The 12,430-nt window shown below is 46.0% G+C and carries 12 protein-coding genes; 7 read left to right on the forward strand and 5 right to left on the reverse strand.

The genetic code is table 11. The features are described 5' to 3' along the window. Positions 1–8 precede the first annotated feature (8 nt). The 3 genes from envZ to greB form a co-directional block, all read right to left on the reverse strand. On the reverse strand, positions 9–1,340 hold the full coding sequence (envZ, locus tag YWE_RS0106930; protein ID WP_029093869.1) for a two-component system sensor histidine kinase EnvZ: 1,332 nt from the start codon (positions 1,338–1,340) through the stop codon (positions 9–11). Continuing rightward, the gene (gene ompR, locus YWE_RS0106935; RefSeq protein ID WP_029093870.1) at positions 1,337–2,056 is read right to left on the reverse strand and encodes an osmolarity response regulator transcription factor OmpR; all 720 of its coding nucleotides are present in this window, start codon (positions 2,054–2,056) and stop codon (positions 1,337–1,339) included. Before ompR ends, envZ begins: the two co-directional genes overlap by 4 nt. Before the next feature lie 210 nt (positions 2,057–2,266). Then, complete coding sequence (gene greB / locus YWE_RS0106940; protein WP_029093871.1) at positions 2,267–2,749, reverse strand: transcription elongation factor GreB; 483 nt, start codon at positions 2,747–2,749, stop codon at positions 2,267–2,269. Between the two features lie 163 nt (positions 2,750–2,912). Between greB and YWE_RS0106945 the strand changes: the two genes are divergently transcribed. The 4 genes from YWE_RS0106945 to YWE_RS0106965 all read left to right on the forward strand — a co-directional run bounded on the left by YWE_RS0106945 (position 2,913) and on the right by YWE_RS0106965 (position 8,611). Further along, positions 2,913–5,237 (forward strand): Tex family protein, encoded by a 2,325-nt coding sequence (locus tag YWE_RS0106945; RefSeq protein ID WP_029093872.1) that lies wholly within the window; start codon positions 2,913–2,915, stop codon positions 5,235–5,237. A gap of 524 nt (positions 5,238–5,761) precedes the next feature. Next, complete coding sequence (gene feoA / locus YWE_RS0106955; protein WP_029093874.1) at positions 5,762–5,992, forward strand: ferrous iron transporter A; 231 nt, start codon at positions 5,762–5,764, stop codon at positions 5,990–5,992. Between the two features lie 57 nt (positions 5,993–6,049). Next, positions 6,050–8,368 carry a Fe(2+) transporter permease subunit FeoB gene (feoB, locus tag YWE_RS0106960; protein ID WP_029093875.1) on the forward strand — a complete coding sequence of 773 codons (2,319 nt, stop codon included), beginning with the start codon at positions 6,050–6,052 and terminating at the stop codon, positions 8,366–8,368. Then, complete coding sequence (locus tag YWE_RS0106965) at positions 8,369–8,611, forward strand: FeoC-like transcriptional regulator (RefSeq protein WP_029093876.1); 243 nt, start codon at positions 8,369–8,371, stop codon at positions 8,609–8,611. A 145-nt stretch (positions 8,612–8,756) separates the two neighbouring features. Here the strand turns inward: YWE_RS0106965 and YWE_RS0106970 are convergent, their stop codons facing one another. Together YWE_RS0106970 and bioH are read right to left on the reverse strand one after the other, a co-directional pair. Continuing rightward, the gene (locus tag YWE_RS0106970) at positions 8,757–9,026 is read right to left on the reverse strand and encodes a YdgH/BhsA/McbA family protein (RefSeq protein ID WP_029093877.1); all 270 of its coding nucleotides are present in this window, start codon (positions 9,024–9,026) and stop codon (positions 8,757–8,759) included. A 143-nt stretch (positions 9,027–9,169) separates the two neighbouring features. Next, complete coding sequence (gene bioH, locus YWE_RS0106975) at positions 9,170–9,955, reverse strand: pimeloyl-ACP methyl ester esterase BioH (RefSeq protein WP_029093878.1); 786 nt, start codon at positions 9,953–9,955, stop codon at positions 9,170–9,172. A 44-nt stretch (positions 9,956–9,999) separates the two neighbouring features. On the opposite strand from bioH, the gene YWE_RS0106980 reads away from it, so the two are divergent. The 3 genes from YWE_RS0106980 (at position 10,000) to YWE_RS26845 (ending at position 12,366) form a co-directional block, all read left to right on the forward strand. Continuing rightward, positions 10,000–10,695 (forward strand): hypothetical protein, encoded by a 696-nt coding sequence (locus tag YWE_RS0106980; protein WP_029093879.1) that lies wholly within the window; start codon positions 10,000–10,002, stop codon positions 10,693–10,695. Positions 10,696–10,740: 45 nt separating this feature from the next. After that, complete coding sequence (nfuA, locus tag YWE_RS0106985; RefSeq protein WP_029093880.1) at positions 10,741–11,319, forward strand: Fe-S biogenesis protein NfuA; 579 nt, start codon at positions 10,741–10,743, stop codon at positions 11,317–11,319. A 345-nt stretch (positions 11,320–11,664) separates the two neighbouring features. After that, complete coding sequence (locus YWE_RS26845) at positions 11,665–12,366, forward strand: C40 family peptidase (protein WP_036015395.1); 702 nt, start codon at positions 11,665–11,667, stop codon at positions 12,364–12,366. The last annotated feature ends 64 nt before the right edge of the window (positions 12,367–12,430 follow it).

Consider the following 12,430-nt stretch of genomic DNA (forward strand, 5'->3'; position numbering starts at 1 on the left):
CTACAGCATTAGTTATTCTCGCTCCATTCGAAAAGGGATACTTTAACCTTCAATCCCCCGCGAGAGCTGGTTCCCATCAATATTTCACCATCATGACCGTCAATAATTCGCCGAAGAATCGCCAGCCCTAATCCTGTTCCACTGATGCTTCGAGCACTGTCTCCGCGCACAAATGGCTGAAACAATATCTCTAACTGATCTTCAGGAATACCGGGGCCATTATCTTCAATCTGGAACCAAACCCGATGGTATTCACGCCCGCTGCTGACCTTAATCCAACCGTTACCATATCGGGATGCATTTACCAATAAATTGACCATCGCACGCTTAATCGATAACGGGTGAATATTAGCCATCAGTTCACCATAAAACAGTTCCGTTTCTATGCACTCTTCATAACCGGTACTGGCTGAAACAACCTCAGCCAAAATGCTATTGATATCACCCGGTTCAGTATGAAGTTCCCTTCCGGTTCTCAAATAATCGATGAATTGCTCAATGATGGCATTACACTCTTCGATATCTTTGTTGATCGACTCCGCTAAATACTCCTCTTTCTCGCCCATCATCTCAGTAGCTAAACGGATACGGGTAAGAGGAGTTCGAAGGTCATGGCTGACGCCGGCCATCAGCAGAGTCCGGTCATCATCAAGCTGCTTAACGCCGGAAGTCATCCGGTTAAACGCACGGGTTACCGATCGGATTTCAGAGGCGCCATATTCACGCAGTGGCGGCGAGGGAATACCCATGCCAACCTGCTGGGCAGCATGTTCAAGATCGGCCAGTGGCCGATTCTGAATGCGAATAAATAACCAGGCTCCGCCAATGACCATCAGAATAATCGCCAGCGTGTAGCGAAACAGCGGAGCAAATTCGCCCTGACGAATTTCCGTTAGGGGAACCCTGACCCAAATATCAGGAGAGAGAGACGTTTTAAGCCAAACTACCGGCGAATGATTACCCACCTGAATACGAACCTCAGTAGGTCCGCCAAGCTGCTGTTCCATCTGTTTGCTTAAGAAGTCATAGCTTTGAGCCCAGCGCAGACCCGTCTCTTCTGCAGAAGCATCGGTATGCAGTGAAATTCCCAGTTCGCGATACATTTCTTGCCGGAACTGAGGCGGAATAATCAGATAAGTACCATCCTCAAGCTTTAGCTTGTCGGTCATTAGCATACGAACTTCGTATGCTAATACCTTATTAAACTGCTGAATACTTGGCAGAATGGCAAAATTAAGAACTACAAAGTAGGTCGTTACCAAACTGATAAACAGTAACGACACTATTAATAATAATGTACGAGCGACCGAACTCCGGGGAGGGAATCGCCAAAAACTCATGCAGCGCTACCATCCGGAACAAATACGTAGCCTAAACCCCAAACGGTCTGGATATAGCGAGGATGAGCCGGATCTTCTTCAACCATGCGGCGCAGGCGGGAGATCTGAACGTCAATTGAACGCTCCATGGCGCTATATTCTCTTCCTCGAGCCAGATTCATTAACTTATCACGCGACAGCGGTTCTCTCGGGTGGCTGACTAAAGCTTTTAATACGGCAAACTCGCCGCTAGTTAAAGGCATTGGCTCATCGTCACGAAACATTTCACGGGTTCCGAGGTTCAGTTTAAATTTACCGAATAAAATGACGGCCTCTTCCTGAGAAGGTGCACCCGGTAGTTCACTAGCCTGACGTCGTAATACCGCCCGAATCCGTGCCAACAATTCACGCGGGTTAAACGGCTTAGGAATATAGTCATCAGCACCGATTTCCAGACCAACGATACGATCAACTTCTTCACCTTTAGCCGTTACCATAATAATTGGAATCGGATTACTTTGGCTGCGCAAACGACGGCAAATAGACAGGCCATCTTCCCCCGGAAGCATGAGATCAAGCACCATCAGATGAAATGATTCTCTCGTTAGCAGACGATCCATCTGCTCTGCGTTGGCCACACCCCGAACCTGAAAACCCTGTTCGGTAAGATAGCGTTCTAATAAACCACGTAAACGCATATCGTCGTCAACAACCAGAATCTTATGATTCTCTTGCATGATTTTGCTCCAAAGGTTTTATTGTCTAACAACAAATAAACTACAAAATGTAGATTTAATTGAGACAACGTAAATTGTATAACTGACAAGAGTAAATTGTTACAAAGATTAAATATCAACAAAATAGCTGAAATTAACCGCTGAATACACACTCATTCCCGTCAGGAAAACTAACCCGCCAACCCATACTTTTCTTATTCATATGATGACTTAGTCAAATGGCTGATAGCGGATATCTAAAATCCAATATGTGGCTATACCATTTGGTGTTTGTACGCTGACTTCATCATCAACTTTTTTGCCTAACAGCGCCCGGGCTACCGGCGAATCAATAGAAATCCACTTTTTCGCTGGTTCAAACTCATCAGGGCCGACTAAGCGAAACACATTCACCTCGCCGTCTTCATTCTCAACCTTGACCCACGCGCCGAAAAATACTTTGCCTTCCTGCTGAGGATTTGGATCAACAATCTTTAATACTTCAAGACGTTTAGTCAGAAACCTGACCCGGCGATCAATTTCGCGTAAGCGCCTCTTACCATAAATATATTCAGCGTTTTCTGAGCGATCGCCCATTGCTGCCGCTTCAGACACGGCCTGAGTGACTATCGGGCGTTCTTCCCGCCACAAATACTTTAACTCGTCATCCAGTGCCTGCCAGCCCTGGCGGGTAATATAATTGCTTTTTGCCATTAGATTCTCTGAGCGTCAAACTGCTACAAATTGTAGCGTAATAATAGAAACTTAACCCCATTTTATATGTAATAACATTCGATTACCTCTCGTTATGCTGGCATTTTTATTCAGCAATACGTATAACGGCATTAATTTCTCACTCAGACAGACAGCATGCTTTATGAATAATCCACTAAGCCGCATTATTGCAAATGAATTACAGGTAAGGCCTGAGCAGGTATTGTCCACCATCAATTTACTGGATGAAGGTAATACCGTTCCTTTTATCGCCCGTTATCGAAAAGAGGTCACCGGCGGTCTGGACGATACTCAACTCCGGCAGCTTGAGACCCGATTAGTTTACCTGCGTGAGCTGGAAGATCGCCGCCAAACTATTCTTAAATCAATTGATGAGCAGGGTAAGCTATCTGCCGAACTGGCCGCTGCCGTAAATGGCACCATGAGCAAGACCGAGCTCGAAGACCTCTACCTGCCCTACAAACCTAAACGTCGCACCCGTGGCCAAATCGCCATTGAAGCAGGCCTTGAGCCGTTAGCCGATAGCCTATGGCAAGATCCTCAGCAAGAGCCTGAACTGGCTGCTGCTGCCTATATTGATATTGATAAAGGGGTTGCCGATACCAAAGCTGCACTTGATGGCGCACGGTATATCTTAATGGAGCGTTTCGCTGAAGACGCGGCACTGTTAGGTAAAATCCGACAATACCTGTGGAAAAATGCCCACCTGACGGCAAAAGTCATTGATGGCAAACAGGACGAAGGGGCGAAATTCCGCGACTATTTTGATCACCATGAACCGATTTCAACAACGCCATCCCACCGTGCGCTCGCCATGTTCCGAGGTCGTAATGAAGGCATTTTAAGCCTTTCCCTCAATGCCGATCCACAGCATGAAGAGCCCCCGCGCGAAAGCTATTGCGAACAGATTATTACTGACCATCTAAACCTGCGTTTAAACAATGCACCTGCTGATACATGGCGTAAAGCGGTGGTTAACTGGACGTGGCGCATCAAGATTCTTCTCCATATGGAAACCGAATTAATGGGTAGCCTGAGAGAAAAATCCGAAGATGAAGCCATCAACGTTTTTGCGCGGAATATGCACGATCTTCTGATGGCTGCCCCGGCGGGAATGCGGGCAACTATGGGTCTTGATCCGGGTTTACGTACCGGCGTGAAAGTCGCGGTTGTTGATGCAACGGGTAAACTGGTAGCAACTGAAACCGTTTATCCGCACACCGGTCAGGCAGCTAAAGCGGCCGCCGTGGTTGCAGCACTATGCATTAAGCATCATGTTGAGCTGGTCGCTATCGGTAACGGTACGGCTTCGCGAGAAACTGAGCGCTTTTATCTTGAATTACAGCGCCAATACCCTGATGTGAAAGGTCAGAAGGTGATTGTCAGTGAAGCCGGAGCCTCGGTCTATTCAGCCTCTGAACTGGCAGCGTTAGAATTCCCGGATCTGGATGTTTCTATTCGCGGTGCAGTTTCTATCGCCCGTCGCCTGCAAGATCCGTTGGCTGAACTGGTCAAGATCGATCCTAAATCTATTGGTGTCGGTCAGTACCAGCATGATGTGAGCCAGTCTCAGTTAGCCCGCCGTCTGGACGCAGTGGTTGAAGACTGCGTAAATGCCGTTGGCGTTGACCTGAATACGGCCTCCGTTCCGCTACTGACAAGAGTTGCCGGTTTAAGCCGAATCATGGCTCAAAACATTGTTGATTGGCGCGATGCCAACGGGCGATTTAACAACCGGAATCAATTGCTGGATGTCAGCCGCCTAGGTCCTAAAGCTTTTGAACAATGTGCCGGCTTCCTACGCATCAATCAGGGCGATAATCCACTGGATGCCTCTACCGTTCACCCGGAAACCTATCCGGTTGTTGAGCGCATCCTCGCCGCCACACAAAAAACGCTGCAAGACCTGATGGGCAGCGCTGACGCGTTGCGCGGATTGAAAGCGACTGAATTTATTGATGACCGTTTCGGTGTCCCGACGGTAACAGATATCCTGAAAGAGTTAGAAAAGCCGGGTCGTGATCCACGTCCGGAATTCAAAACGGCTAATTTCGCTGATGGCGTTGAAACCATGAACGATCTTAACGTAGGAATGATTCTTGAAGGCTCAGTCACCAACGTGACTAACTTTGGTGCTTTCGTGGATATCGGTGTTCATCAGGACGGCTTAGTCCATATCTCCTCGTTAGCCGATAAGTTTGTTGAAGACCCGCACACCGTCGTCAAAGCCGGTGACATTGTTAAGGTAAAAGTGCTTGAGGTTGATTTGGCCCGTAAGCGTATTGCCTTAACCATGCGTTTAGATGAACAGCCGGAAGACGGTAACCGTAAACCAGCATCATCTGGCCGAGACAAACCACAGCGGACGGCCCCACAACAGAAGCCTAAACCAGCTGCGGGCAGAGACAATAATAACAGCGCAATGGGGGATGCATTAACCGCAGCCCTGAATAAAATGAAGCGCTAAGCGTTAATCATATCAATAACCCTTGGCTGCTGAACAACACAGCAGCCTTTGGTTATTCAATATGTTAGCGAAGGTTAATTCTAAAAAGTGAGTCTTAGCGCTATAAATAAAGATGTTATAAAAACCCACCGCTATCACAGAGCATTCTTGGCTGCCCCAGGCTTATCAATAAATACTCATACTGCATATAACCAAAGTTATTCATGGTTAATCAATAAATTGAACATCGTTATCCGGAAACCTCGGATTGATAATGATTTAAATAATATGACATTAACCAACCCGTTTGACCTAAGTCATAAAATAGGTCTGGTAATAATTATTTACGCTTAACAAGCGGCCGTGCATTGTATACGATAATCATTATTACTAACATTAAGGTTATGAGCATTTATACAGTGTAAAAAACTACGTTTATGTCAGTTTGGTAGACTTAATGGCGAATGAATATCATTTACAAAAAAGACTGTTCTCCACTGAGTTATATGCTTCATTAACATGAGTTAACGGCTAAATAAAACAACATGACACAACTGCATCCCCAACACTCATATAAGATCACCGGATTCACTCCAGAGATCAATCCGGCATACCGGCAGAAATTACTTTCGCTGGGAATGCTGCCCGGATCGATATTCCGTGTCATACGCGTTGCGCCGTTAGGGGATCCAATTCAAATAGAAACCCCGCGTATTTGTCTGGTACTCAGAAAAAAAGATTTGGACTTTATTAAACTCAGCCTGGTTGATGAATAACACACCGGCTTAATTAATAAAGAGATCACTCCTTCTTCATTGCTATCTGGCTAATAAATGAAACAACTTACTATCGGGTTAATCGGTAACCCAAACTCAGGCAAAACGACGCTGTTCAATCAGTTAACCGGTTCGCGTCAGCGTGTAGGAAACTGGGCCGGAGTTACCGTTGAGCGCAAGGAAGGCCATTTTAAAACTGATGATAACCAGATTACCTTGGTCGATCTGCCGGGTACCTATTCTCTGACCACCATATCAGAACATACGTCGATTGATGAACAGATTGCCTGCCACTATATCTTAAGCGGAGAGGCTGATTTACTGCTAAACGTGGTTGATTCATCTAATCTCGAGCGTAGCCTCTATTTGACCCTACAGCTTCTCGAACTGGGTATTCCATGTATTGTCGCACTCAACATGCTGGATATTGCTCGTGACCAACAGATAGAAATTGATCTTGAAGCCCTATCTGACAGATTAGGGTGCCCGGTTATCCCGATGATTTCTACCCGAGGCCGCGGCCTTCCACGGTTAAAGTCCGCAATAGACCGTTGGCAACCTAATAAGCACCCTTCACTCACCACTTATCCGGCCCTTGTCGAAGATCAGGCGGCCCGTCTGGCTAGCGTGATGCCTTCTGCTTTGCCGGAACAACAGAGCCGCTGGCTAGCGTTGCAAATGCTGGAAGGCGATATTTATAGCCGTTCCCGTTCCGGACAGGCTCAAACATTACTGTCAGATGCCCGTGAGGTACTACAAAGCCATTACAATGAAGATCCGGGCTTAATTATTGCTGATACCCGCTATCAGGCTATCGTCAGCATTTGTGATGGAGTACAAAACCGCAGTCTGGCACAGCCGAGCAGGCTGACAGAAGCGTTAGATAAAGTGGTCATTAACCGCTGGCTGGGCTTACCCATTTTCTTATTTGTCATGTACTTAATGTTTGTATTGGCCATTAATATCGGTGGAGCATTGCAACCCCTGTTCGATCTTGGCTCATCGGCCATCTTTATTTCAGGTATCCAATGGGTTGGACATACATTTAACTTCCCTGAATGGCTCACTATCTTCCTTGCTCAGGGTATCGGCGGCGGGATTAATACCGTCTTACCTCTGGTTCCTCAAATCGGCTTGATGTATCTGTTCTTAGCGTTTCTGGAAGATTCTGGCTATATGGCCAGAGCGGCTTTCGTTATGGACAAGTTGATGTATGCCTTAGGCTTACCCGGTAAATCATTCGTACCGCTGATTGTTGGCTTTGGTTGTAACGTCCCGTCTATTATGGGAACCAGAACGCTTGATGCTCCGCGAGAACGACTGATTACGATCATGATGGCCCCCTTTATGTCATGCGGTGCTCGCTTAGCGATTTTTGCCGTATTCTCGGCCGCCTTCTTCGGAAAAGATGGCGCTCTGATCGTATTCTCACTCTATTTATTAGGTATCGTTGTGGCGATCCTCACCGGCCTGATGCTGAAATATACCATTATGCGCGGTGAAGCTTCTCCGTTCATTATGGAGCTACCGGTATATCACGTTCCTCATGCTAAGAGCCTATTATTACAAACCTGGCAGCGGCTGAAAGGTTTTGTGCTGCGGGCCGGTACCGTCATTATTATTGCCAGCATCGTTATTGGTGGTTTAAACAGTTTCTCCTTTTCCGGGAAACCGGTTACCAGCATTAATGAATCTGCACTAGCCTCAACCAGTAAAGTCCTGACACCGCTGCTTCACCCGATGGGTGTTACTCAGGATAACTGGCAGGCAACCGTAGGGTTAATTACCGGGGCAATGGCCAAAGAAGTGGTCGTCGGTACATTGAACACGCTATATACCGCAGAACAGATTACTAACGAGCCTTTCGACTACGAAAATTTTAATTTATTAACTGAGTTAAAAGGCGCAGTAGATGAAACTTGGGGCAGTTTGAAAGAGACATTTACCTTAAGTGCGTTAGGTAATCCTATTGAGGCAAGTAAAGGCGACGGCTCAATGGATAACAGTTCTATGGGGGTTATGGCCAGTAAGTTCGGCAGTATATCCGCAGCTTATAGCTATCTGATATTTGTCTTGTTATATGTGCCTTGCGTGTCGGTGATGGGTGCTATCGCCAGAGAAAGCAGCAGAGGCTGGATGACATTCTCTATCTTCTGGGGGCTGAATATTGCCTATAGTCTGGCCACGGTATTTTATCAGTTGGCTAACTTTAGTTCCCATCCGCAGCAGAGTGCGTTAACGGTTTTAGCTATTGTCATTTTCAATGTGCTGGTCATTTTTGGGTTATACCATATGCGAGATCGGGTGATGACGCGTATGCCACAATCTAATCCTGAAAGCTGTTGTGACAATAAAAAAACAGGGCACTGCCATTAAATGGCCAGTTTAATTGAAGTCAGAGATGCTGTTGCATTGAACGGCACTGTAGAATTAGCGCAGCTCAGCCGACAGCTAAAATTGAACCCACAGCTGCTTCAGGCTATGTTGCAGCAGCTTGTGTCGATGGGAAAAGTAGAACGGGTAGAACCTGATAGCAGCTGTCTGGTAGGAAATTGCAAGAGCTGCGCAGAAGGTAAGAAATGCCTGACTGAATCTTATCGAATCAAGAAACCAGCCTAGCTATTTTTATGCTGGATAAGCTTCAGTAATCGTTTATTGGGCTGCCGAAACTGACGCTAAAACGAAACTGAACGACGTTATCATCAACCAAAAGGTACTGCGTTATGTAGTACCTTTTGAATATTTCGATGCTGTTTAGCGATAACTATTTATAGACATCCGCCGTTGCTCTGGCTTTTTCATTTTCAGAAGCCGCAATGATGACATAATACTGGCCCCCCATCTTATCGGCTTTTTCAGAGAGGATTTTTTTCACATCCATTGGATCCATCGCTTCATTTGTTGAGCCCACAGCGCCCAATTGCTGATAGTTGTTTTGTTTAACTTGTGCCTGAGTGATTTCTGTTGCGGCTAAAGCACCGAATGAAAATGAGCTAACGGCTAAAGCGATGGTGAATGTTTTTAAAGCTTTCATAATTTATCCCTTACTTACGGTTAATTAACATTTCATTAAAATTTACCCTTTAATTATTTAACAACTATATTTTTTGTCAAAAAAATCAGCACAAAACATCAAAAAACCAGCCAAACAACAGAGCTAAAAACTGGATTTAAAGCCTATTTGCAATTGTATATTAAAGAAAAAAATAATATTTCAGCACAAAACACCTTTGAGTGAGAAATAAATGGCGCATGTGACGCCTTATTAATTAAAACTGAGTAAGAACAAGGCCATAAAGAATCAAGCATTGGAATAACCCGCCTTGGAACAAGCGCATCCAACGCACCATAAATTCGTAAAAAAGGCAGTTTGAGATCGACCAACTCTGCTCGTAAATCATTCAGCTCTAACATAACCAGCCCACTACTCAGGACTTCAACCTCCGGCATAGGCGCGCTAAAAACCACCTGCTTTAGCCGAAGTGCATCATCACGAGCAGTCGGTGCGCCTAGCGTTTGTAGCGCTAAAAATTGTTCCACCGTTTGCTGAAAGTTAACGTTTAGCTGTCTGTCGAATTCTGCCAATACTGCGGGTTTAATACCCGGCCACTTTTCATCCGCTTGCTCAATATGGCAGGGAGATGAAGCCACGGTGATAAGCGCAGTAACTCGCTCGGGGTGATCCAGAGCAATACGACTGGCAATCAGTCCCCCCATAGACCAACCAAGCCACACCGCTTTTTCTGGCGCTCGTTGGAGTACTATTTCAGCCATATCCTTCAGACTCATAGCCCCGTACCCTCGGCTATGTCCATAACCCGGTAAATCGACCAGGTGAAGACGAAAATGCGGGGCAAGTCTCTCAGTAATGCAATGCCAGATACCCGAATTCAGCCCCCATCCGTGCAGCAGCACAAGATCGGTATCTCCTTCCCCGACGGTCTGCCAGTAAAGTGATGACATAGGCTATGCTCCCATTCAAAATAAAAAGATAAAAGTGGTTAACTATGCCGATAGCTGACAGCCTGTGCTGGCTCTGCCTACAACCGCTGGCGATACCAAAACAGGGTATTTGTAGCGTATGTCTGCGCCATCTTCCACCACTTCCCGCTTGCTGCCAGCGCTGCGGGCTTCCGGCCAATAAGAATCAGGCGCTGTGTGAATCCTGCTTGCACAATCCTCCTGAATGGCAACGGATGATTGCAGTCAGTGATTACCTGGGCCCGGTAAAATACTTTATTACTCGACTCAAGTTTTTCAGCGAAGTGAAGTATGCCCCGCTCCTGTCCAGATTATTGCTGTTAGCCTGGCTTAACGCCCGCAGAACTCAATTATGCTCTAAGCCAGATTTACTGATGACTGTACCGCTACACCGTATCAGACGCTGGCGCAGAGGCTTTAATCAAACCGAACTAATTGGCTGCAGGCTGGCAAAATGGGTAGGATGTCAATGGAATCCGTCGTTAATATTACGTCATCGTTCAACGCCGCCTCAACAAAGCCTAAGCGCCTATGAAAGGCAGTACAACTTGCGCCATGCTTTCAGCTGCACTCAGGATATCAGTGGGTTACATGTAGCATTACTCGATGATATTGTCACCACCGGCAATACGGCCGCTGAGATCAGCAGGCTATTGCTAGAAAACGGAGCTGCTTCCGTTCAAGTATGGTGTTTATGCCGCACCTTGAAGAATGACCACTAATAGGCGTATTATACCCTACAAGAAAGGTCAACTACTGAGCATGTCATGATTAAAATTACCGATTCAGCCCAATCCCACTTTAAAAAACTACTGGCTAATCAGGAAGAAGGCACGCAAATTCGTGTTTTCGTGATTAATCCAGGCACGCCAACGGCCGAGTGTGGCGTCTCTTATTGCCCGCCGGATGCCGTCGAAGCAAGCGATACTGAACTAAAGTTTGAGCAACTTTCTGCTTTTGTTGATGAAGTCAGCGCGCCTTATCTTGAAGATGCTGAAATTGACTTCGTTACCGATCAGTTAGGCGCCCAGCTAACGCTAAAAGCACCAAATGCGAAAATGCGTAAAGTTGATGACGATGCCCCGCTTATCGAACGCGTTGAATATGTGCTGCAATCGCAAATTAACCCGCAGTTAGCAGGCCACGGCGGCCGGGTTTCCCTAATGGAAATCACGGATGAAGGCTATGCCATACTGCAGTTTGGCGGTGGTTGTAACGGCTGTTCAATGGTCGATTACACGCTGAAAGAAGGTATTGAGAAAGAGCTACTGCAAAAATTCCCTGAGCTGAAAGGGGTCAAAGATTTGACCGAGCATCAGAGCGGTGAGCACTCTTACTACAAATAACTGCCAGATATATCCATTCAGCCTCTTGGCTGTAACATCAAAAAGGGGCCTGAAGGTCCCTTTTTAATTGGATTTTATACCAAAACTCGACCTCTTCTTACGCCGCCTGACGCCCCCTGCTTCCAATATGTTTCTGACCGGAACATTTTGTCATTTTTATCCTGATTTGATTTACAAATTAGCAGTATCTAAATTCGCGGAGATCAATAGACTGATTTAACGTCTTGTTATTGCTAATTTCAGCCATATAAAAACAATTTAAATCAAATAATTATGATGAATTACTTACAACAAAATTTTTCAGCTTCGTTTAATATCCCATGGCCGGCAATCATATGTATCCTGATGCTATTTATTTCATTTCATGCACACGCGGCTCACCCGCATAAGACAACAAAAAAACCGCCGGTTGTCACTCAGTCAGTCTCTAAAAATAGTGATAAACGCAAACGTTCATCCAAAAAGGCCAGCGTCCATTCTCATACCAGCACTTATTCCAACCAACGAAAAATAAGTAAAAGTGCCGATAAAGCCCCAACTGGCGTTAATCCTTTTGCTCAACGAAAAGTACAAAACCTGAATATTACTGATGGCATGCATCCCCAGATCTCCGCAATTCAGGACACCAAACTCACCGCAGCAAAACGTAAGGTGATCTCCAAACTTATGCAGCAGTTAGGTAAGCCCTATCACTACGGAGGTGCCTCACCTCAGACCGGGTTTGATTGCAGTGGGTTGGTAAAATATGCGTATAGCGACCAGCTAAAAACGTCATTGCCCCGAACAGCAGACAATATGTTCTCTATGTCTGCCGAACAGGCACAAAAAATAAAGAAAGAAGAGTTACATACCGGTGACTTAGTCTTCTTCAGGACAAACCGCAGCCGTAACCATGCTGGTCACGTCGGCGTTTATTTAGGGGATGGGGAATTTATTCAGGCGCCACGTACTGGCCAAGATATTCAGATCAGCCGGTTAGATGATGACTACTGGCAAGATCACTATATTGGTGCCCGTCGGGTACTGCTTGCGTATGCCGTAAAGTAGTCGGGCTGTATTAACCCACCGGCAACAATCAACTGAATCAAAAAAATGCCAGTCAGGGGTTCCC

Source organism: Budvicia aquatica DSM 5075 = ATCC 35567 (assembly GCF_000427805.1).
Classification (GTDB): domain Bacteria; phylum Pseudomonadota; class Gammaproteobacteria; order Enterobacterales; family Enterobacteriaceae; genus Budvicia; species Budvicia aquatica.

Bases quoted from the DNA above. Each gene is read 5' to 3' on its own strand.
- envZ (WP_029093869.1), bottom strand. From the start codon at position 1,340: ATGAGTTTTTGGCGATTCCCTCCCCGGAGTTCGGTCGCTCGTACATTA.
- ompR (WP_029093870.1), bottom strand. From the start codon at position 2,056: ATGCAAGAGAATCATAAGATTCTGGTTGTTGACGACGATATGCGTTTA.
- greB (WP_029093871.1), bottom strand. From the start codon at position 2,749: ATGGCAAAAAGCAATTATATTACCCGCCAGGGCTGGCAGGCACTGGAT.
- YWE_RS0106945 (WP_029093872.1), top strand. From the start codon at position 2,913: ATGAATAATCCACTAAGCCGCATTATTGCAAATGAATTACAGGTAAGG.
- feoA (WP_029093874.1), top strand. From the start codon at position 5,762: ATGACACAACTGCATCCCCAACACTCATATAAGATCACCGGATTCACT.
- feoB (WP_029093875.1), top strand. From the start codon at position 6,050: ATGAAACAACTTACTATCGGGTTAATCGGTAACCCAAACTCAGGCAAA.
- YWE_RS0106965 (WP_029093876.1), top strand. From the start codon at position 8,369: ATGGCCAGTTTAATTGAAGTCAGAGATGCTGTTGCATTGAACGGCACT.
- YWE_RS0106970 (WP_029093877.1), bottom strand. From the start codon at position 9,026: ATGAAAGCTTTAAAAACATTCACCATCGCTTTAGCCGTTAGCTCATTT.
- bioH (WP_029093878.1), bottom strand. From the start codon at position 9,955: ATGTCATCACTTTACTGGCAGACCGTCGGGGAAGGAGATACCGATCTT.
- YWE_RS0106980 (WP_029093879.1), top strand. From the start codon at position 10,000: ATGCCGATAGCTGACAGCCTGTGCTGGCTCTGCCTACAACCGCTGGCG.
- nfuA (WP_029093880.1), top strand. From the start codon at position 10,741: ATGATTAAAATTACCGATTCAGCCCAATCCCACTTTAAAAAACTACTG.
- YWE_RS26845 (WP_036015395.1), top strand. From the start codon at position 11,665: ATGCTATTTATTTCATTTCATGCACACGCGGCTCACCCGCATAAGACA.